We start from the raw sequence: 20,234 nt of genomic DNA, 5'->3' as shown, positions 1-20,234 counted from the left end.
CCGTTCCGGTCCATCGCGTCCCGGCGGGGCGCACGGTCAGGCGCCCCGGTACTTCCCGGCCCGGCGCTCCAGTCGGTCCCCGGTCGGCAGGCCCTTCACCCGCCCCAGCTCGTACTCGATGGCCGAGGCCATCCGCTCGCAGAACGCCCGCCCCTCCTCGGCGGCATCGGGCCGTTCGTCCACCACGTGGTCGACGACGCCCCGCTCCACCAGCGCGGCGACCTTCACGCCCTGCGCCTCCGCCATCTCCGGGGCCCTGTCCACGGTGCGGTGCACGATCGCGCTGGCGCCCTCGGGCGGGAGCGGGGAGAGCCAGGCGTGCTCGGCGGCGATCGTGCTGTCCGCCGGTAGCAGGGCGAGCGCGCCGCCTCCGGCCCCCTGGCCCAGCAACACCGAGACGGACGGGGAGGCCAGCCCGATGAGGTCGTGCAGGGACCGGGCGATCTCCCCGGCGAGGCCGCCCTCCTCGGCTTCCCTGGACAGGTCGGCGCCGGCGGTGTCGATGACGGTCAGCAATGGGAGCCCCAGTTCCTCGGCGAGCTTCATGCCGCGCCGCGCCTCCCGGAGCGATGCGGGCCCCATCACGGAGTCCTCGGGGCGCCGCGGCCGCTGGTGGCCCAGCACGACGCACGGCTGCTCCCCGAAGCGGGCCAGGGCGAGCAGCAGCCCGGGGTCCTTCTCGCCCTGCCCGGTCCCGTTGAGCGGCAGGACGTCGCGGGCTCCCGCGGCGAGCAGGCGCCGGAGGTCGGGGCGCCGCCGGTTGCGCGAGATGAGGATGGACGTCCAGGCGTCGCCGTCCCCCGGGGCGACCGTGGCGGTCGGGGGCGGTGGGGGGAGGTTGACCGGGTCCGCGAGCAGCACGGACAGCGCCGTGTCCACGATCGCGGCGAGCTGCCCGGGAGGAACGACGGCGTCGATGAGTCCCTTGTCGAACAGGTTCTCGGCCGTCTGGACACCGGCCGGGAAGGGTTCCCCGTACAGCGCCTCGTAGACGCGCGGCCCCAGGAAGCCGAGCAGCGCGCCGGGTTCGGCGACGGTGACGTGGCCGAGGGATCCCCACGATGCCATGACGCCGCCGGTCGTGGGGTGCCGGAGATAGACGAGGTAGGGCAGGCCCGCCTGCCGGTGGGCCCGCACCGCACCGGTGATGTCCACCATGGACAGGAACGCGGGCGTACCCTCCTGCATGCGGGTGCCCCCGGAGGCCGGACCGGCGAGGAGGGGCAGCCGCTCGCTCGTGGCCCGGGTGACAGCGGCGGTGATACGGCGCGCGGCGGCCGTGCCGATCGAGCCCGCGAGGAACGAGAACTCGGAGACGATGACGGCGACGCGCCTGCCGCGGATGAGTCCCTCGCCGGTCAGCACGGACTCGTCGGCTCCGCGGTCGCGTGCCCGCCGCAGTTCGTCCTCGTAGGCGGCGCTCCCGCCGGGGTAGGGCGACGGTACGGGGCTGTCCCACGAGGCGAAGGACCCGCCGTCGAGGACGGCGTCGATGAGTTCGCGTGCGGTCAGGTGCCGAGCACCGGGGTCAGCGCTCACGCGTCGCTGCTGCTCGACGACGCGAGCCATGCACGGATCGCGTCGCCGTCGCCGTCGAGCAGCGGCGGCGCCCCATGGCTTCGCGGCGTGGTCTCCGACGCCCCGTCGAAGAAGCGCAGCGGTGGGCCCGGCAGGGCGATGCTGCCGAGCACCGGGTGGTCGACGTCCAGGAGGAGTCCCTGGGAGTGGACCTGGTCCCACGCATACACCTCGTCGAGCGTGCGGACCTTGCCGGCGGGGATTCCGGCCTCGTTGAGCTTCGCGAGGAGGGGCTCGGGATCGTGGCCGGAGAACGCATCCTCCACGACCCCGATCAGCAGGTCCCGGTTCCGCACCCGGTCCGCGTTCGTGGCGAATTCGGGCCTGTCGGTGTCGAGCCCGAACGCCGTGGTGAAGGCGGACCACAGCTTCTCGCTGCCCACACTGATCTGCACCTTGCCACCCCGGCAGTTGAACAGTCCGTAGGGCGCGATCGAGGGGTGGTGGTTGCCCTGAGCCCGGGGCACCTCCCCCGCCACGGTGGTGCGCGTGCCCTGGAAGGCATGGACACCGACGATCGCCGCGAGCAGCGACGTGCGCACCACCTGACCGCGGCCCGTCCGCTCGCGTTCCAGCAGGGCGGCGACCGCCCCGTACGCGCCGTACATCCCGGACAGGAGATCGGCGATCGGCACGCCGACGCGCTGCGGGCTGTCCGGGTCCGGCCCGGTGACGGACATCAGGCCCGCCTCGCCCTGGACGATCTGGTCGTACCCGCTGCGCTTCGCCTCGGGCCCGTCATGCCCGAACCCGGTGATGGAGAGAATGACCAGCCCGGGGTTGAGTTCCAGCATCGCCTCCGTGGAGAAACCGAGCCGGTCCAGCACACCGGGCCGGAAGTTCTCGATGACGACATCCGCGCGGCGCAGCAGCTCCGTGAGGACCGCCCGGCCGTCGTCGCTCTTGAGGTCGAGGGCGATCGACTCCTTGTTCCGGTTGCAGGACAGGAAATAGGTGGACTGGCGGTCCTCGTCCGGTCCCACGAAGGGCGGTCCCCACCCGCGGGTGTCGTCCCCGGTGCCGGGCGTCTCCACCTTGATGACACGCGCACCGAGGTCACCGAGCATCATTCCGGCGTGCGGTCCGGCGAGGGCCCGGCTGAGGTCGACGACGAGGCGCCCGGCGAGCGGACCCCCTCGGTCCCCGTCGGCGGTCGGTTGCGGTGCGGTGGTCTCGGCGGTCATGGTTCCTCCGGAGTCGGGGCCTGGGCTGGTGGCGTGGGCTCTGCGGCGTGTCGGCGGTGGGCCGGCTCAGAGCCAGCCGGGAACCACGAGGACGAGCCAGGCGATGAGCGGGCCGGCGACGACGACGATCGCCCCGTAGCCGAGGATCTGCTTGTAGAAGCGGTCCTTGTCCGTGCCTTCCGGGGCATTGGCGAGGACGAGTGCACCGTTGGTGGAGAACGGCGAGACGTCCACGATCGTGGACGACACGGCGAGCGCGCAGACCACGCCGACGGCCCCCACGGCTCCGGTCTCGAGGAACGGGATGGCCAGCGGGATCAGCGCCGCGAGGATGGCCGTCGAGGACGCGAAGGCGGACACCACGGCGCCGATGTAGCAGATCAGCAGCGCCGCGAGAAGCGGCATGCCGAGGCTGGCGACGCCGTCGGACACGTAGTCGATGGTGCCGGCGGCCTGGAGGACGCCCACGAAGGTGAGCATGCCGCAGATGAGCAGGACGGTGGACCAGGCGATCTTGTTGACCGCGCCGCTCTGCGCCTTCGGGGAGATCAGGGCGAGGACCACGGCAACCGTGATGGCGACGAAGCCGACGTCGACGCTGAAGCCGAGGGCGACGACCGCGAGCGCGATGAGGCCGAGGATGGTGGCGCCCTGGGAGACGCGATCCTCCCGGCTCCGGGTGGCGACGACGCCGTCGCCGGCCGGATCGCGGGGACCGTAGGTGCCGCTGCCGGTCCCCTTGTAGGCGACGTCGGCCCGGCGGGCTCCCGGGCTCACGCTCAGACGGGCCTCGGCGGCCTCTTCCACGAACCGGGTGACACGTGAGGACATGAGGCCGCGGCCGCCGAGGACCACGAACAGCACGACGGCGATGAGCAGGTTGAAGATGAGGCTGGCGAGGAAGACGGCGAGCGGGCTGTACTCGAATCCGGACTCCCCCACGATGTCGTTGACGATCACGCCGTAGACGGCGATGGGTGAGAAGCCGCCGGCCTGCGCGCCGTGGACCACCATCATGCCCATGAGCAGCGGGGAGATCTTGTGGCGGGCCGCGAAGCCGAGGGCCACGGGGGCCATGATGGCGACGGCCGCGGGGCCGAGAGCGCCGACCGCGGTGATGACCGCGGTGATCATGAACATCACCCAGGGGATGAGCGCCACCCGGTTGCGCACGAGCTTCACGGCGCCCTGCACGAGGAGGTCGATCGTCCCGTTGTTCTGGGCGATGGCGAAGAGATAGGTCACCCCGACCAGGGTGAGGAACAGCCCACCGGGGAACTCGGCGATGATGTCGTCGGTCTCCATGCCGAGGACGACCGCACCGAGCAGGAAGGCGCCGACGAAGGCGAGCGCCCCCATGTTGATGGGCAGGACGGTGGCTATCAGGAACATCGCCGCGAGGATGATGATCGACAGGAGTGGGGCGGACATCGTTATCCTCCAGGGGGCGACGGACAGGGAGCTGAGCTGTGACCTGCATTACAGAAGCACTGGCCTAGCCTGTAGGACAGTGGGTGTCCTTGTCAATCAACGAGCGGTAATATTGGTCCACCACGACACGGGGAGAACCAGGATGACCGACGACGCCAATCCACCGCCGCTCGGCCGCGTCCACCGTCCGCGGCTCTACGAACAGCTCGTGGAGCAGCTCCTCGGGTACATCGAATCGGCGAAGCTGCGCCCGGGCGATCTCCTGCCCGCCGAGCGTGATCTCGCCGAACGGCTCGGTGTGTCCCGGGCGACTCTCGCCCAGGCGCTCGTGGCACTCGAGGTCCTCGGGGTCATCGACGTCCAGCACGGCACCGGAGCGGTCCTCCGTCACCGTGCCAGCGTGGCGACCGTCATCAAGGGGCTGCGCGAGCATCGGAGCCGCCTCCCCGACATCGTCGAGGCCCGCAGCACGCTCGAGGTCAGGCTCGCCGCCCTCGCGGCGGAACGCCGGACGGACGAGGACCTCACCGCGATCGACCGCGCACTCGAGGAGATGCGGGCGGAGATCGACGACGGCGGCCGGGGCGCCCGGGGCGACGAGCTGTTCCACCAGGCGGTCACGGCAGCCGCCCACTCCCCCGTCCTCGCGCAGCTCATGGCCTTCATCGGCGAGATGGTGCTCGAGACGCGACTCGAATCCCTGGCCCAGCCCGGCCGCCCTGAGCAGTCCCTCGCATCGCATCGGACCATCACCGAGGCCGTGCGGGCACAGGACCCGGTCGCGGCAGCGGAAGCCATGGAGCGTCACATCGACCTCGTCTCGAACGTCGCCCTGCTGGACTAGCTGTACTGCCCAGGGTCGGGACGCGCGAAGGCGGCCGGCCCCTCGGGACCGACCGCCTCCGTACGCGCCGCTGTGCGGCGTCAGGGGATCAGGCTTCCGACACCTGCGCCGCGAGGTTGGCCAGGGTGGAGTCGAGGGCTTCCTGCGACACCTCGGGGAAACTCAGCTTCTTGAGGATCGCCTTGTCGGTCACGGCCGACCAGTCGTACGTCACGGAGACCTCGGTGGAGTCCGGGCCCGCCGGCTGGAGTTCCCACACCCACTCCCAGCCCGGGGGCACTTCGCCGGCGGGAGCCGTCTTCCAGGCGAGCAGCTTGTTCGGGTCGTAGCCCACCACGTGGTTGTCCGTCTGGTAGTCGCCGCCCATCTTGTCCCAGTTCTGGTTCATGGTGAACGTCTGGCCGACGCCCGTGATCCGGTCGGACTTGCTGTCCGACTGCACCATGCCCGAGCCGTCGAGCGCGGCGTGGCGGGCGGGGTTGGAGAGGAGGTCGAAGATCGCCCCGGCGGGCGCGTCGATGGTGCGGGTCGCGGAAATGCGGGTCTCTGTCATGCGGTGTTCTCCTTCTGGTCGTGGACGACGGGTTTTACTTCGCGTCGTCCGGCGAAGATTCGTCGAGCGTCCAGCCGGTGATGGTCTCGAGGTCCTTCCCGGCGTCGCGCGTGTACTGCCACGCGCGCTGCCGCTGGTCCTGGAGATCCTGCCGCAGGCGGGCCTGGGTGGCCCTGAGGGTCGGGACACGGTCGATCACGTCCATCGCCAACTGGAACCGGTCGATCTGGTTGAGCATCGCCATGTCGAACGGCGTCGTGGTGGTGCCCTCCTCTTTGTACCCGCGAACGTGCAGGTTCGCGTGGTTGGTCCGCCGGTAGGTGAGGCGGTGGATGAGCCAGGGGTAGCCGTGATATGCGAAGACCACGGGCTTGTCGGTCGTGAACAGGGTGTCGAAGTCGCGGGCCGACAGCCCGTGGGGGTGCTCCGCATCGTCCTGCAGGCGCATGAGGTCCACGACGTTGACCACGCGGATCCTGAGCCCGGGGACCGCCGCCTTGAGCAGCCCGGCGGCGGCCACGGCTTCGAGCGTGGGCACGTCGCCGGCGCAGCCGAGGACGACGTCGGGCTCGGCCCCCGGGTCCTCCGATCCGGCGAAGTCGAGGATGCCGATGCCCCGCCTGACGTGCAGCTTCGCGTCCTCGGGCCCCAGCCAGGTGGGCGCGGGCTGCTTGCCGGTGACGATCACGTTGATGGTGTCGCGGGTCTGCAGGCAGTGCTCGGTCACCGCGAGCATCGTGTTGGCATCCGGCGGCAGGTACACCCGGATGACGTCCGCCTTCTTGTTCACCACGTGGTCGATGAAGCCGGGGTCCTGGTGGGAGAACCCGTTGTGGTCCTGCTGCCAGACGTGGCTCGAGAGCATGTAGTTGAAGGACGCGATGGGCTGGCGCCAGGACAGCGTACGGTGCACCTTGAGCCATTTCGCGAACTGGTTGAACATCGAATCGACGATGTGCACGAACGCCTCGTAGCAGTTGAAGACGCCGTGCCGGCCGGTGAGGAGGTATCCCTCGAGCCAGCCCTGGCACAGGTGCTCGCTCAGGACCTCCATCACGCGGCCCGAGCGGGCGAGGTGCTCGTCGACGTCCTCGATGCGCGGCTGCCAGACCTTGTCCGTCACCTCGTACACGGCGGACAGCCGGTTCGATGACGTCTCGTCCGGCCCGAACAACCGGAAGTTGTGCGGGTTCTGCTCGATGACGTCCCGGAGGTAGCCCCCGACGGTCATCATCGGGCTCGCCTTCTCCACGCCCGGCCGGGAGATCTCGACGGCGTGCTCGGCGTAGGAGGGCAGCACGAGGTCGCGGAGGAGCCGGCCGCCGTTGGCGTAGGGCGTTGCACTCATGCGCAGGGGCCCGTCCGGGGCGAGCGCGGCGATCGCCGGTTGCAGCTCCCCCGTGTCCGTGAAGAGCGACGCCGGGTCGTAGGACCGCATCCACTCCTCGAGCTGGCGCAGGTGCTCCTCGTTCTCGTGGATCCCGGACAGCGGTACCTGGTGCGCGCGCCATGTCCCCTCGGAGGGCAGTCCGTCGACCACGGCCGGCCCGGTCCAGCCCTTCGGGGAGCGCAGCACGATCATGGGCCAGCGGGGCGCGGGGGCGTCGGGGCCCGCCGGGGAGGTGCGCGCCGCCTCCTGGATGGCGTGGATGTCGTCGATGCAGCTGTCCAGGACCGCGGCGAAGTCCCGGTGGGCGGCCTCCGTGGCCGAGGGGTCCGACACCGTGACGAAGCGGGGGTCGTAGCCGTAGCCGTACATGAGCTGCCGCAGCTGCTCCTCGGGCATGCGGGAGAGCACCGTGGGATTGGCGATCTTGTAGCCGTTGAGGTGCAGGATCGGGAGGACGGCGCCGTCGACCGCCGGGTCCACGAAGCTCGTGGAATGCCAGCTCGTGGCGAGCGGTCCGGTCTCGGCCTCGCCGTCGCCCACCACCGTCGCCGCGATGAGATCGGGGTTGTCGAAGACGGCGCCGTAGGCGTGGGCCAGCGCATAGCCGAGTTCCCCGCCCTCGTGGATGGATCCCGGGGTCTCCGGTGCCGCGTGGGACGGGATGCCCCCGGGGTAGCTGAACTGCCTGAACAGGGCGTTGAGCCCTGCGCCGTCCCGGCCGATGCTGCTGTAGGTCTCGGAGTACGTCCCCTCAAGCCAGGCATTGGCCACGTTCGCGGGCCCGCCGTGCCCGGGGCCGGTCACGAAGAGCATCTCCTGGTGCCGTTCCGAGATCACGCGGTTGAGGTGCGTGTAGACGAAGTTGAGCCCGGGGGTGGTGCCCCAGTGCCCCAGCAGCCGCGCCTTCACGTCCTCGCCGGTGAGCGGGCGGGTCAGCAGGGCGTTGTCCCGCAGGTAGATCTGTCCCACCGAGATGTAGTTGGCGGCCCGCCACCAGGCGTGCAGCCCCTGGATATCGAGAGTGCTCATTTCTGCCTCCTTGGGTGATGCGCTGTGGTTACTGGATCCGGTCACAGTTCGACGACCACGTCGGACGGTGACTTGTCGGGGCGCCAGCCGCGCCAGACGGGGTGCCGGAGGCGACCGGAGCCGGTGTGCTCGCTGTACTGGACCTCGCCCACAAGGGCCGGCCTGACCCAGTGGGCATCGGAGGCGTCGGCGTCCGGGACGTCGCCGAGGGGGGCGGTCTTCCGTGCCAGTTTCTTCAGGCGGGCGCCCACGTCCGCGAGATCGCGTTCGCTCAGCCCGGATCCCACGCGGCCCACGTAGCGCAGGTCCACACCGTCGGGTACGGCCACGAGCAGGGACCCCACCTTCGCCGCGCGGCTGCCCCTGCCCGGTCGCCAGCCGACCACGACCACCTCCTGCGTGTGCAGGTGCTTGATCTTCACCCATGACGCCGAGCGCGCGCCGGGCTGGTAGTCGCTCGTGAGGCGTTTGGCCATGATGCCCTCCAATCCCAGCTGTCGGCTCGCCTCGACCGCCTCCTGGAGCGTGGCGTCGAGCGCCGCCGGGACCTGCACGTGCCCGTCCTCGGCGTCGTCGACAGCCTTTCCGAGCAGTTCCCGGCGGTAGCGGTACTCCAGGCCCGTCAGGTCGTTGCCGTCGAGCTCCAGGAGGTCGAACAGCATGAGCCGCACGGGTGTGGTGGCCTGCGCGGCCTCGATCTCGGTGCGGAAAGTCAGCTTCATCCGTGTTTGGAGGAGCCCGAAATCGGGGCGCCCCCGGGCGTTCAGCGCGACGATCTCGCCGTCGAGCACCGCGCTGTCCGCGCTGAGGAGCCCGTCGAGGTCCCCGAGTTCCGGGTAGGTGAGGGTGGTGTCCATGCCGTTGCGGCTGATCAACCGGACCTGGCCGTCCCGGACGACGGCGAGGCAGCGCACGCCGTCCCATTTCATCTCGTAGGCCCAGTCCTCCGGATCGGGGATCGCGCTCTCGGAGCCGAGGGTCGCGAGCATGGGCCGCAGGGTGGCGGGACCGCCGGATACGACGCCGGACAGCATGGGATCGGTGGCGGCGGGTGCGGCGCGCTCCTCCTGCACGGGATTCTCCACGGGACCCTCGGCGGGATCCTCGCGCGGCGCCTGGGCGGGCTGCTCCTTCATCAGGTGGATCAGCCAGTTGCTCTTGCCGCCCGGCGCCCCACCGGTGTTGATGAGCGCGTAGCGGCGGATCGCGGCGCCACCCCGCGCAAGGCCACCGTCCGGGCTCCCGTGGAGCGTGCAGATGACCTCCTTGCCGTCCCGCCACTTCTCCAGCTCGTAGGTCCCCGAGTCCCAGATGGACACGGTGCCCGCGCCGTATTCTCCTTTGGGAATATCTCCTTCGAAGGACCCGTAGTCGAGGGGGTGGTCCTCGGTCTGCACCGCCAGGTGGTTCCTGTTCGGTGTCAGCGGCGGACCCTTCGGGACGGCCCAGGAGACGAGCACGCCCTCGCGTTCCAGCCGGAAGTCGTAGTGCAGCCGCCGCGCGTGGTGCTCCTGGATCACGAAGCTGTTGCCGCCCGTCGGGCCCACCGCCTCGGGGACCGGTTCGGGCGTCTTCGAGGCGTTGCGCATGGAGCGGTACGTGGAGAGCCGGTCCGTTGCCGCGCCGTCCCCTGCCGGGTCGACGGGGTGCGTCGCTGGGGCAAGAAGGTCCCCGAGGTCCTCCACCCGCTGCAGGACGTCGCGGTAGTCGAGGTGGTCCAGGTCCTCGGACCCGAGCTCCTCCCAGCTGCGTGGCGCAGCGACGGTGGGCTGGAAGCGCCCGCGCAGCGAGTAGGGGCTCACCGTCGTCTTGTTGGCGCTGTTCTGGCTCCAGTCCACGAGCACCTTGCCGGGACGGAGCGCCTTCTTCATGTCGCTGACCGCGAGGTCCGGGTGGTCGGCCTCGAGCGCGCGCGCGAGTTCGTGGGCGACGGCGGAGACCTGCTCGGAGGTCTGGCGGCCGTCGAGGGCGCAGTAGAGGTGGATCCCCTTCGAACCGCTCGTGACGGGGAACGGCTCGAGGCCCATGCCCTGCAGGATGGGCCGGACGAGCAGGGCCACGGCGGCGCATTCCGCGAGTCCCGCGCCAGTGCCGGGGTCGAGGTCCAGGACGAGGCGGTCGGGGTTGGCCTGGGTGCCGTCCGCCGCAAAACGCCACTGGGGCACGTGGATCTCGAGCGCGGCGATCTGCGCCAGCCAGGTGAGCGTGGCGAGATCGTCGACCATGGGGTAGACGTTCGTGTGGTCCTTGTGCCTGATCGCGTTCCGCGGAACCCAGGCCGGCGCGTTGTCGTCGATGTTCTTCTGGAAGAACACCTGGCCCGGGTGCTCGGGTGTGCCGACCCCGTGCACCCAGCGCTTGCGCGTCACCGGACGATGCGCCGCATGGTGGACGAGGTGTGGCGCCACGGCCGCGTAGTAGCCGAGGACGTCCGCCTTGGTGGTGCCGGTGGCGGGATACAGCACCTTGTCCAGGCTGGAGAGGCGCAGCGTGTGTCCGTCGACGGTGACGGTCTGCTGCCCTGCGGAGCGGGGAGGGGCCATGCCCCCAGTCTTGACCGGATGCCCGCGGTATTCCAGTCCCGGTCCTCAGGGACGCCTCGATGGAGCCGTTGCCGGAGTCAGTCCCCGAACTGCCGGCGGTACCGGGCCACGTAGGTGTCCCACACCGCCGGGTCCTGGCCGAGGCTGCGCTTGTTCAGGAAGTCGTCCAGGCCCGCGATGGTCAGGTGCCACCCGGCCGCCATGGTGGCCGAATGGCGGGGGCTGCCCGGGGTCAGGAACAGCACCAGCCGGGTACCGTTCTCCGCGGTCCGCGTGAGTTCCCAGCGCAGCGCGTCCCGCTCCCAGGTGTAGGCCAGCACCGAGGGCCGCTCGGCCTCCAGCACTGTCCCCCGAAGGGGTTTCTGGTCGGCGAAGCGGAACAGGATCTCCTCGTCCCTGCGCGGCTCGAACTCCATCTCGCACGGGAACCAGTACTTCAGCTTGTCGACCTCGGTGAGGTGCTTCCACAGGACGGTCGGCGGGAAGGCGAACTGGAACTCCAGGCGCAGCACGGTCCCGCCGTCGTCGCTGGTGGTCTTGCTGACGATGGGTTCTACGGTCTCGGAAGTCACCCCTCAAGTCTAGGGGTGGACGGAGGGCTTGCTCTGGCCCGGTGCGCCTGCCTGGTGTTCACTGGACCCATGAGAGCCATCTGGAAGGGTGCCGTAGCGTTCGGCCTGGTCAACGTGCCGGTCAAGGTCTACAGCGCCACCGAGGATCACGACATCTCCCTGCACCAGGTCCACGACAAGGACGGCGGCCGCATCCGCTACCAGCGGCGCTGCGAGGTGTGCGGCGAGATCGTGGACTTCAAGCACATCGACAAGGCGTTCGACGACGGCGAGCACACCGTGGTGCTGACGGACGAGGACTTCGCCGCCCTGCCGGTCGAGAAGAGCAGGGAGATCGAGGTGGTCGAGTTCGTCCCGAGCGACCAGATCGACCCGATCATGCTCGACCGCGCCTACTTCCTGGAACCCGACAGCACCTCGACCAAGGCGTACGTCCTGCTGCGGCGCACGCTCGAGGAGACGGACCGCACCGCGATCGTACAGTTCTCACTCCGCCAGAAGAGCCGCCTCGCCGCCCTGCGCGTGCGGGGCGACGTCCTGATGCTCCAGACGCTCCTGTGGGACGACGAGGTGCGCGAGGCGTCCTTCCCGTCCCTCGAGGAGAAAGTACGGATCTCGGCCAAGGAGAGGGAGATGTCGGCTGCGCTCGTCGACTCCTTCTCCACCGACTTCGACCCCGAGAATTTCACCGACGAGTACCAGGTACAGCTGCGCACCCTGATCGAGGCGAAGATCGAGAAGGGCGACACCCTCGACACCGAGGAGACGTTCGGCGGCGCGAAGGGCGACGACGACGGCGACAACGTCCTGGACCTCATGGAGGCCCTGCGGCGCAGTGTCGAGAAGAACCGCGAGAAGAAGGCCGGGTCCGCGAAGGACTCCGGCTCCTCGAAGAAGAAGGGCGCGTGATGGGATTCTTCACCGACAGCCTCGGCCGCCAGACGGTCGCCCAGAAGCCGAACGCGCCCATCCTGGGATGGGCGGCGCTCGGCGCGGCGTCCTTCCTGGCGCTCGAGGAGCAGAACCGCGAGCGCCTGCGCCGGGCCAGTGCCGTGTGCCTGGCCCTCTGGGCCGTACTCGAGCTCGTCTCCGGGCGCAGCGGCTTCCGCCGCAGTGCCGGCGCCCTGACGCTGTCCTGGCTGTGGCGGCGCGCGAACGCCTGACTTAGCGCTGCTCGAACACGTCGGGGATGCCGTCGTGATCGGCGTCGATCTTCTCCTGCTCCTCGATCTCGCGGTACCGCTTGTTCCGCAGGCGCAGCAGCGCGGCGGCGGCGAGTGCGGCAATCAGGGATCCGAGGAGGATGGCGACCTTCGCGTGGTCGTCCTCCGGAGTGCCCTGGCCGAAACCGAGCTCGCTGATGAGCAGCGACACCGTGAACCCGACGCCCGCCAGCAAGGCGACGCCGATGATGTCCACCCAGGTGAGATCGGGGTCGAGGTTCGCCTTCGTGGTCTTCGTGACGGCGAGGGTGGCCAGCAGGATCCCGACGGGCTTGCCGATGACGAGGGCGACCATGATGCCGACGGCGATGGGATCGGTGACGGCACTCACGAGTCCGTCGACGCCGCCGATGGCCACTCCTGCTGAGAAGAAGGCGAAGACCGGCACGGCGAAGCCTGCGGACAGCGGGCGGATGCGGTGCTCGAGGGTGTCGGCCAGCCCGTCGGGCTGCACGTCGTGCGCCTTGGCCGGACCGTCGGCCGGCTCGATGTCCACGGGCTCTGCCGGGTCGTCCAGGTCGGAGGCCTTCACGCCGTGCGGGAGGACGGGGATCGCGAAGCCGAGCAGGACGCCGGCGACGGTCGCGTGCACCCCTGATTCGTGCACCAGGGCCCACACCACGAAGCCGAGCGGCAGCAGGATCAGCCAGGGAGCCCAGACCCGGCGCTGGAAGAAGGTGGGGAAGCGCTGCGCGAGGAAGGCGAAGAGCGCCAGCGGGACGAGCGCGATCAGCAGCGGCGGGACGGAGATGTCCTCCGAGTAGAAGAACGCGATGATGCTGATGGCCAGGAGGTCGTCCACGACGGCGAGCGTCAGCAGGAAGATGCGCAGCGAGCTGGGGAGTGAGGAGCCGACGACGGCGAGGACGGCCACGGCGAAGGCGATGTCCGTCGCCGTCGGGATGGCCCAGCCGCGCAGGGCCTCGGGGCCCGCATTCAGCGTGATGGCGACGTACACCAGGGCCGGCACGACGACGCCGCCGATCGCCGCGGCGACGGGGACGATCGCCCGGTCGAACTTGCGCAGGTCACCGGCGACGAACTCGCGTTTCAGCTCGAGGCCGGCGAGGAAGAAGAAGATGGCGAGCAGTCCGTCCGCGGCCCAGGCGCCGACGCTCAGCTCGAGGTGCCAGGGTTCGTAGCCGAACCGGAAGTCGCGGACGGCGAAGTAGGTGTCCGCCGCGGCGGTGTTGGCGAGGATGAGGGCCAGCACGGTGGCGACGAGGAGAAGTCCTCCGCCGACGGTCTCCTTGCGCAGGATGCCGGAGATGCGCAGGTGTTCCGGGTAGCTGCTCCGGCTGAAGACCGTTGCGCCGCGGGACGTTCCGGGCGGGCTGGACGGTGTGTCGTGGGAAGTCATGGGTTCCTGGGATCGGGCTCGCTCGTATGAGCGCCGACCAGACTTCCCGGCTCACCAGAATGACCAGCGTAGCGCGGGAGCGGATCGGACGGCGACAAGAGATGTCTCGCCCTGGGCCTTGCGCGGCCCGCAGCGTGTCCATCGGACGGACAGGACCTGCGTCGGTCACCCAGTGGGGCGGTCATCCTGCGAGGAGGCGGGGCAGCTCGGTGATCGCCGACACCTCGTGGTCCGGGCGGGTCATGACGGCGGGGTAGGGAGCGCCTGAGCGGTTGAGCCAGACCGTGCGGAGACCCGCACGCGCGGCCCCGTCGATGTCCCACGGGTGGACCGCGACGAGCACGACGTCGCCCGCCTCCCGCTGGAGCTCCTGGAGGGCGTAGGCATAGGACTCCGGGGCCGGCTTCCATCGCGGCGCATCCTCGACGGACAGGACGGAGCCGACATCTCCGCGCACGCCTGCCCGCTCGAGGAGGCCTTCCGCGGTCGCGGCGGCACCGTTGGTGAGGGCTGCCACCTCGAAGCCACTGCCGGCCAGGGCCCGGATCCCCTCGGCGACGTCCGGGTGGACAGGCAGCGCCTGCAGGCTCGTCATCACGTGGCCTACCGCGTCCCCGGGGTCCCGGTTGAGCGGCTGGTCCGCGAGGACCGTGCGCAGCGCGTCCTCGGCGACCTCGCCGAAGGGCGTGTTCTGCCCGGCGGCCGTGAGGGCGAACCCGTCACGGAGCACGGAGGCGAACCAGAGCGCGGCGAGTTGTGGAGGAGCCCCCACCTCCTCGAAGTGCTGGGACATCCGCCCCAGATCCGAGAGGGTCTCGTTGACGTCGAACAGTACGAGCGGCAGGGCCATTACTGGCGGTACCCCTCCACCTGGCTGACGGGGCGCGCGTCGGCGTCTGCCGGGTCCTCTCCGGCGTCGGCCTTCGCGCGGCGCCGGCGCAGCAGGTCCCAGCACTGGTCGAGTTCCTCCTCGACCTGCTTGAGGCGGGTCGCGTGGTCCTGCTGATCGGCTTCGGCACCCTGGGGCTGGTCACGGAGGTCGTGCTCCTCCTGGACGAGGGTCTGGATGCGCTGGAGGATGTCCTGGTTGTCCATGGTGGTGTCCCTTCGTGGGGTGATGCCTGATGGCGTCCACAACGCTCAGCAGGCTTTCCTTCAGGCTACTGAGGCCGCACCGCGATGGCCAGCACGGCGCCGGACTCCCGCCCGGCGCGGCCGTGCCAGGGGTGGAGGTAGGGGGAATTTGGCACGGGGCGCGGATGGCCTAAGCTATGGGAGAACCAATTGCCTGTGTAGCTCAGTCTGGTAGAGCATCCGCTTCACACGCGGAAGGCCCGGGGATCGAGGCCCCGCGCAGGCACTGGGAATCAGCTCGTGAGAGCACCACGGAAAGGCTCGTACCGATATGTCGGGACGGGCCTTTTCTGCGTCCCGGAGCGTTCGTTCTGGGCGAACACCAACCCTTAGCACTCGCCGCATCCGAGTGCTAACATTCTTCGTAGTTGAGCGGAGGGCGCTCAACCCTGACGAACCAACCACCCACAGGTGGCATCAGCGAAGGAGTTGTTTCCCGTGGCCATGAAATTCGACCCTTTCCGTGAACTGGACCGCGTGACCGGCGCCCTGTTGGAGGGCCGTCCCGGACTGCGCCTCATGCCGATGGACCTCTACCGTGAGAAGGACCACTACGTGCTCTCCGCGGACCTCCCGGGTATCGACCCGGGATCCGTCGACATCGACGTCGACGGCCAGCTCCTCACCATCCGCGCCGAGCGCACGCTGCGGAGCGCCGAGGGCGTCAAGTGGCTGACCCGCGAGCGCGAGAGCGGCTCGTTCCTGCGCCAGCTCAATCTCGGCCAGGGCGTCGACACGGAGGGCATCGCCGCCCGCTACGAGAACGGCGTGCTCAGCGTGACGATCCCCGTCATCGAACGCGCGAGGCCCCGCAAGATCGAAGTGATCAGCGGGGAATCCGCCGAACCGGTGCGGTCGTCATCCTCCGATGCGACACCCCAGGGCGCCGTCGACGCGTAGGACCACCCACCGCGCGTACCCCCGGACACCTGTCCGAGGGTACGCGGCGTCCTTCGAGGAGTTCCGCTTGCATGCCGGGGGGCCGGGTGCGAAGGATGGGGGGCATGGACTTCACACCGAGCAAAGCAATCGTCACCGGCTCCGATTCCGGCATCGGCCGCGCGACGGCCCTCGCCCTCGCTGCGGCGGGCTGCGACGTCGGCGTAACCTGGCACTCCGACCAGGAGGGCGCCGAGGAGACCGCGCGGCTCGTGCGGGAGAAGGGCGTTCAGGCCGCCGTCGCGCGGCTCGACACCACGGACGCGCCGGCCTGCGGCGACGTCGTCGACCACCTCGCGCAGGAGCTCGGCGGCCTCGACGTCTTCGTCAACAACGCCGGAGTCAACGGCGGCACCATGTTCATGGACACGGACTGGGAGACCTGGCGCGGCACCATGGGTGCCAACCTCGATGGCGCCTTCGTCTGCCTGCAGCGCGCGGCGCAGCACATGCTCGACGGCGGCCGGGGCGGACGCATCATCGCCGTCACCAGCGTGCACCAGGAGCAGCCCCGCGTGGGCTCCGCCGCGTACGACGCCTCCAAGCACGGCCTCGGCGGCCTCATCCGGACCATCGCGCTCGAACTGGCGGACCGGGGCATCACCGCGAACGCCGTGCTGCCCGGCGAGATCAACACGCCCATGAACGACTCCCAGGATCAGGACCCGCGCGACATGGACCGTCCCGGCATCCCCCTCGGCCGGCCCGGCGCGCCGGAGGAGATCGCCGACGTCGTGGCCTTCCTCGCCTCCGGTGCTTCCAGCTACGTCAACGGGGCCTCGTTCGTGGTCGACGGCGGGATGCTCCTCATGGGACCCCAGGCGGGATCGCACCTGACGAGCGGGAGCTGGCGGACCCTGTGACCCCGTGCGGGTGAGAGACCTTCAGCGGGCGTTCACGCGCCGTTCAGCGAGCACGGCTAGCGTGGAATCTCCGGAACCTCTCGAAAGGCCCGCCATGAACGTCCTGCCCCTCACCGCCCATGCCGACGCCCAGGACTGGTCGGGCTTTCGGGGCGGCCAGCACGTCGTCCTCCAGCACGCCTCCGGATCCAAGCTTGGCGGCGTGCTGGACATGAGGACCGACGACGCCTCCGTGGTATGGGTCCTGCTGAACGACGGCGGCGGCCGCCGCCTCATCCACCGGGAGGACGGCTACCGACTGCGTCGCGCCTGACCCGACGCGCCCGCTGGCCGATCGCCCGGCGCCGGGCCTCGACGCCGATCCCGTGGAACGGGAAGAGGCGGACCCCTTCCGGGGCCCGCCTCTTCTCGTTCGAAACACGTCAGCCGACGCGCGGACCGCCCGACTCGGGATCGTCCGTCGAGGTGTCCGGCAGGGTGCTGTTCGCCGGCTCCGCCTCGGTGGTGACACCCGAGAACGGCGCCGCGACGTCGCCACGCCAGGCGCCCGTCTCGCCACCGCTGTTCTCGATGAACGCCTTGAACCGCTTGAGGTCGCCCTTCACCTGTGAGGTGTCCGCATTGACGACGGCCCCGACCTTCTCGATGAAGGTCTCAGGGTGCCAGTCGATCTGCACCATGAGTCGGGTGGTGTTCTCGTCCAGACGGTGGAAGGTGACCACGCCCGCGTGGGATTCGCCGTCGGTGCTCTTCCAGGCCACCCGCTCGTCGGGGTGCTGCTCGGTGATCTCGGCATCGAACTCGCGGCGCACGCCCCCGATGCTCGTCACCCAGTGGGTGGAGGTCTCCGTGGTCTGCGTGATCGACTCGACCCCTCCCATGAACTGGGGGAAGCTCTCGAACTGGGTCCACTGGTTGTAAGCGGTGCTGACCGGTACTGATACGTCGATGGATTCCTGCACTGAAGCCAAAACGGTTCCTCCTAGATCGGACTCCGGCGTCGTCCGCGCACCGTTGCAGGCATCTGGACGACGAAACCGTAAGTCCCCTTAGCGTAGGCAGATCGGCTGGAATTGACCAACGCGCGCGGCTAGGGTGAAAGAAGTCCCTGCGGCAGGAATCGGCGCTTCCGGCGCCCCGGCCGACGGGAGAAAATCTCTCTAGCACTGGAGGATCCATGAAGGCATCACCCACCCTCACAGACAACATGCAGGCCGTCCTCGTCGATCTCATCGAGTTGCACCTGCAGGGCAAGCAGGCCCACTGGAACGTGGTCGGCAAGAACTTCCGTGACCTCCACTTGCAGCTCGACGAGATCATCGAGGACGCACGCCTCTTCGCGGACGAGATGGCGGAGCGAATGCGCGCACTGCATGCCGTGCCCGACGGCCGCAGCGTGGCCGTGGCCGAGGGCACCAAGATCGACCCGTTCCCGGCGGGCCTCGTCTCGACCAAGGACACCGTGGGCCTCGTGGTCCGGATGCTGAATGCCAGCGTCAAGACCATGCGGGACGTCCACGACCAGATCGACGAGGAGGATCCCACCACGGCGGACCTGCTGCACGGCTTCATCGCCAAGCTCGAGCAGTACGCGTGGATGGTCGATGCCGAGAACATGGAGCCCACCGCGGAGGTCGTCTCCCCCGCCGGCACCGACAAGGCAACCGTCTGACGGACCTGATCTCCTGATGTTCGGGAGGGGGACGCGCATCGGCGCTTCCCCCTCCTGTGTGTCCGGGGACCGTCTGCGGTCGCCTGGAAGTGAATCTCGCTGACACCGTCCCGCTTGAGATGTGGAGCAACAAGAGACATGAACACCTCGAAATACGTCGTGGTGGGAGCAGGTCTCGCCGGCGCCGCCACCGCCTGGCACCTGGCTTCCCGTGGCCACGAAGTGACCGTGCTCGAGCGGTCCACCCCGGCCAACGAGTGGGGCAGCTCCCACGGGTCGGCCCGCATCTTCCGCTACGCGTATCCGGAGCCGGGGTACACGCGGATGGTGATCGATGCCAAGCAGGGCTGGGACGAGCTCGAGCGGCTCAGCGACAGGCAGCTGATCACCCCTACGGGGTCGGTCGACCATGGATCTGTACGCCGACCGCGGCAACTGGCAGAGGTCCTGCAGTCGGCGGGGGTGGAGCACGAGCTGCTGAGCCCCGAAGAGGCCCAGCATCGCTGGCCCCAGCTGGTGTTCGACACCGACGTGCTGTGGCACCCCGGCGCCGGGGTGCTCGATGCCGAGACCGCGGTCACCACGATGGTGGAGCTCGCCCTGACCCACGGGGCGCAGATCAGGACCGGGTGGGAGCTGAGCTCGGTGACGCGGTCGGGGAACGGCTTCCGCGTGTCCTCCTCCACCGGCGAGGCACTGGAGGCCGAGCACATCATCGTGTGCGCCGGTGGATGGCTGCCGGCCCTACTGGGCGATCTGAGCCTCCCCGAGGCCTTCGTGCAGCAGATGCCCTTCTTGCAGGTGCGCCAGGAACAGGCCTACCACTTCCCCTACCGGAAGCCCCCCGAGGCATCGGCGACGCCGTGGCCCACGTTCATCCACCTGAGCGAGAACCTGCAGGTGTATGGTCTGCCCGGGGGTCGCGATGCCCGGGACCAGGGACAGAAGGTTGCGAAGTTCAACGGCGGGAAGGTACTGTCCTCCGCCCGGGCGCAGGACCAGCTCATGGATGAAAGCAACCGGCAACAAGTGAGGGAATATGTCACGCGCTACCTTCCCGGCGTCGTGCCTGAACCCTACGCTGAGACCACCTGCCTGTTCACCAACACCCCGGACGAGAACTTCGTACTCGACACGGTGGACAACATCACGGTCGTCTCCCCCTGTTCGGGCCACGGAGGGAAGTTCGCTCCCCTGATCGGGGAGATGGCCGCCAACCTCGTCACAGGCCGAGGTCAGGTGCCGGAAATCTTCCGGGTCTTCGGCCGCCATCTGCACAATCGGTAGGCAGGTGCGGTGGCCAGGTTGCCGATATCCGGCGTGCTGGCAACTTGTGGTGACGAGGCTCTTTCGCTATCGAGCCTCCAGCGTCCACGTCATATAGTGCTTCGCGAGCCCCTGCCATGTCGAGGGAGCCTTCCGGCGGCTGAGCGACCCGCCCAACCGGTCGACGCGCCCCACCACGACGGTGTCGCCCTCGTCGGCGTACTCAAGGAGCTGCTTCATTCCGGGCCGGTCGACTGCGGCCCGGCTTCCCGAAGTGACGTCGGCTAATACACCGCGTTTATGAAACCCGGCGGCGAGCAACGCGTCGAACTGCAGCTTCGAATCCTGAGCCGATGCACCCACGCGGGTACAGCCGAGATGCCTCATGCCAGCAATCTGCCTCATAAAGTGCCGGCGACATGACCACCGCGACACCTCACCATGAGACGACTTTCCAAGACAGACACATCTGCGGAATCCCGGGGAAATTTCTGAACGCCGGCACCCACTGTCGCACGCCTCACAAAGCTATAGGTTTCCGAGACACCCTCGGCGCACGGCCGACCAGGATCGGCGTTTCACTTATGGTGCCTTTCCGCCCAGTTTCATTGTCCGGGACAAATGACCGCTCCCCGGCCTGACGGCACTGACCA

Annotated in this window: 20 protein-coding genes and 1 tRNA gene; 9 read left to right on the top strand and 12 right to left on the bottom strand. The window is 69.3% G+C overall.

The annotated features are described in order from the left end of the window. Positions 1–36: 36 nt before the first annotated feature. The 3 genes from ACX80F_RS06325 to ACX80F_RS06315 form a co-directional block, all read right to left on the bottom strand. Positions 37–1,569: a carboxyl transferase domain-containing protein gene (locus ACX80F_RS06325; protein WP_459335531.1), complete on the bottom strand. Its 1,533-nt coding sequence runs from the start codon at positions 1,567–1,569 to the stop codon at positions 37–39. Further along, a complete protein-coding gene (locus ACX80F_RS06320) occupies positions 1,536–2,762 on the bottom strand; it encodes a CaiB/BaiF CoA transferase family protein (protein WP_459335530.1) in 1,227 nt (408 codons plus the stop codon). The genes ACX80F_RS06325 and ACX80F_RS06320 overlap by 34 nt, the downstream gene beginning before the upstream one ends. Before the next feature lie 66 nt (positions 2,763–2,828). Further along, positions 2,829–4,193, bottom strand: a complete 1,365-nt coding sequence (locus tag ACX80F_RS06315) for an SLC13 family permease (protein ID WP_459335529.1) — start codon at positions 4,191–4,193, stop codon at positions 2,829–2,831. Positions 4,194–4,335: 142 nt separating this feature from the next. Here ACX80F_RS06315 and ACX80F_RS06310 point away from each other — a divergent pair, with 142 nt between their 5' ends. Next, positions 4,336–5,037 carry a FadR/GntR family transcriptional regulator gene (locus tag ACX80F_RS06310; RefSeq protein WP_459335528.1) on the top strand — a complete coding sequence of 234 codons (702 nt, stop codon included), beginning with the start codon at positions 4,336–4,338 and terminating at the stop codon, positions 5,035–5,037. A gap of 88 nt (positions 5,038–5,125) precedes the next feature. Here ACX80F_RS06310 and ACX80F_RS06305 read toward each other — a convergent pair whose 3' ends face one another. From ACX80F_RS06305 to ACX80F_RS06290, 4 genes are all read right to left on the bottom strand, one after another. Further along, entirely contained in the window at positions 5,126–5,590 is a 465-nt protein-coding gene (locus tag ACX80F_RS06305; RefSeq protein WP_459335527.1) for an SRPBCC family protein, read from the bottom strand. 34 nt (positions 5,591–5,624) lie between these two features. Beyond that, positions 5,625–8,009, bottom strand: coding sequence for a phosphoketolase family protein (locus ACX80F_RS06300; protein WP_459335526.1), 2,385 nt, complete (start codon positions 8,007–8,009; stop codon positions 5,625–5,627). A gap of 41 nt (positions 8,010–8,050) precedes the next feature. Beyond that, complete coding sequence (locus ACX80F_RS06295; protein ID WP_459335525.1) at positions 8,051–10,552, bottom strand: ATP-dependent DNA ligase; 2,502 nt, start codon at positions 10,550–10,552, stop codon at positions 8,051–8,053. Positions 10,553–10,629: 77 nt separating this feature from the next. Beyond that, positions 10,630–11,124: an SRPBCC domain-containing protein gene (locus ACX80F_RS06290; protein WP_459335524.1), complete on the bottom strand. Its 495-nt coding sequence runs from the start codon at positions 11,122–11,124 to the stop codon at positions 10,630–10,632. Positions 11,125–11,193: 69 nt separating this feature from the next. Between ACX80F_RS06290 and ku the strand changes: the two genes are divergently transcribed. Then, positions 11,194–12,033 carry a non-homologous end joining protein Ku gene (ku, locus tag ACX80F_RS06285; RefSeq protein ID WP_459335523.1) on the top strand — a complete coding sequence of 280 codons (840 nt, stop codon included), beginning with the start codon at positions 11,194–11,196 and terminating at the stop codon, positions 12,031–12,033. Beyond that, the gene (locus ACX80F_RS06280; protein ID WP_459335522.1) at positions 12,033–12,287 is read left to right on the top strand and encodes a hypothetical protein; all 255 of its coding nucleotides are present in this window, start codon (positions 12,033–12,035) and stop codon (positions 12,285–12,287) included. The genes ku and ACX80F_RS06280 overlap by 1 nt, the downstream gene beginning before the upstream one ends. Position 12,288: 1 nt before the next feature. Here the strand turns inward: ACX80F_RS06280 and nhaA are convergent, their stop codons facing one another. The 3 genes from nhaA to ACX80F_RS06265 form a co-directional block, all read right to left on the bottom strand. Continuing rightward, positions 12,289–13,707: a Na+/H+ antiporter NhaA gene (gene nhaA / locus ACX80F_RS06275; RefSeq protein ID WP_459335521.1), complete on the bottom strand. Its 1,419-nt coding sequence runs from the start codon at positions 13,705–13,707 to the stop codon at positions 12,289–12,291. A gap of 181 nt (positions 13,708–13,888) precedes the next feature. Continuing rightward, positions 13,889–14,557 carry a haloacid dehalogenase type II gene (locus ACX80F_RS06270; protein WP_459335520.1) on the bottom strand — a complete coding sequence of 223 codons (669 nt, stop codon included), beginning with the start codon at positions 14,555–14,557 and terminating at the stop codon, positions 13,889–13,891. Continuing rightward, the gene (locus ACX80F_RS06265; protein WP_459335519.1) at positions 14,557–14,802 is read right to left on the bottom strand and encodes a DUF2630 family protein; all 246 of its coding nucleotides are present in this window, start codon (positions 14,800–14,802) and stop codon (positions 14,557–14,559) included. The genes ACX80F_RS06270 and ACX80F_RS06265 overlap by 1 nt, the downstream gene beginning before the upstream one ends. Before the next feature lie 191 nt (positions 14,803–14,993). On the opposite strand from ACX80F_RS06265, the gene ACX80F_RS06260 reads away from it, so the two are divergent. The 4 genes from ACX80F_RS06260 (at position 14,994) to ACX80F_RS06245 (ending at position 16,956) form a co-directional block, all read left to right on the top strand. Next, positions 14,994–15,067 (top strand) — tRNA-Val (locus ACX80F_RS06260). 218 nt (positions 15,068–15,285) lie between these two features. After that, complete coding sequence (locus tag ACX80F_RS06255) at positions 15,286–15,741, top strand: Hsp20/alpha crystallin family protein (RefSeq protein WP_459335660.1); 456 nt, start codon at positions 15,286–15,288, stop codon at positions 15,739–15,741. Between the two features lie 95 nt (positions 15,742–15,836). Next, entirely contained in the window at positions 15,837–16,643 is an 807-nt protein-coding gene (locus ACX80F_RS06250; protein WP_459335518.1) for an SDR family oxidoreductase, read from the top strand. 94 nt (positions 16,644–16,737) lie between these two features. Continuing rightward, positions 16,738–16,956, top strand: coding sequence for a hypothetical protein (locus ACX80F_RS06245; RefSeq protein WP_459335517.1), 219 nt, complete (start codon positions 16,738–16,740; stop codon positions 16,954–16,956). A 109-nt stretch (positions 16,957–17,065) separates the two neighbouring features. On the opposite strand, the gene ACX80F_RS06240 is transcribed toward ACX80F_RS06245, so the two are convergent. Then, the gene (locus tag ACX80F_RS06240; RefSeq protein ID WP_459335659.1) at positions 17,066–17,605 is read right to left on the bottom strand and encodes an SRPBCC family protein; all 540 of its coding nucleotides are present in this window, start codon (positions 17,603–17,605) and stop codon (positions 17,066–17,068) included. Between the two features lie 215 nt (positions 17,606–17,820). On the opposite strand from ACX80F_RS06240, the gene ACX80F_RS06235 reads away from it, so the two are divergent. Both ACX80F_RS06235 and solA read left to right on the top strand, forming a co-directional pair. Next, entirely contained in the window at positions 17,821–18,315 is a 495-nt protein-coding gene (locus ACX80F_RS06235) for a Dps family protein (RefSeq protein ID WP_459335516.1), read from the top strand. Between the two features lie 138 nt (positions 18,316–18,453). After that, complete coding sequence (gene solA, locus ACX80F_RS06230; protein WP_459335515.1) at positions 18,454–19,602, top strand: N-methyl-L-tryptophan oxidase; 1,149 nt, start codon at positions 18,454–18,456, stop codon at positions 19,600–19,602. Positions 19,603–19,668: 66 nt separating this feature from the next. Here the strand turns inward: solA and ACX80F_RS06225 are convergent, their stop codons facing one another. Beyond that, complete coding sequence (locus ACX80F_RS06225; protein WP_459335514.1) at positions 19,669–19,968, bottom strand: recombinase family protein; 300 nt, start codon at positions 19,966–19,968, stop codon at positions 19,669–19,671. Between the last annotated feature and the right edge of the window lie 266 nt (positions 19,969–20,234).

It is taken from the genome of Arthrobacter sp. TMS2-4 (assembly GCF_054511075.1).
Note: the sequence above shows the minus strand (reverse complement) of the source record. Positions and strands in the feature narration are given on the sequence as shown.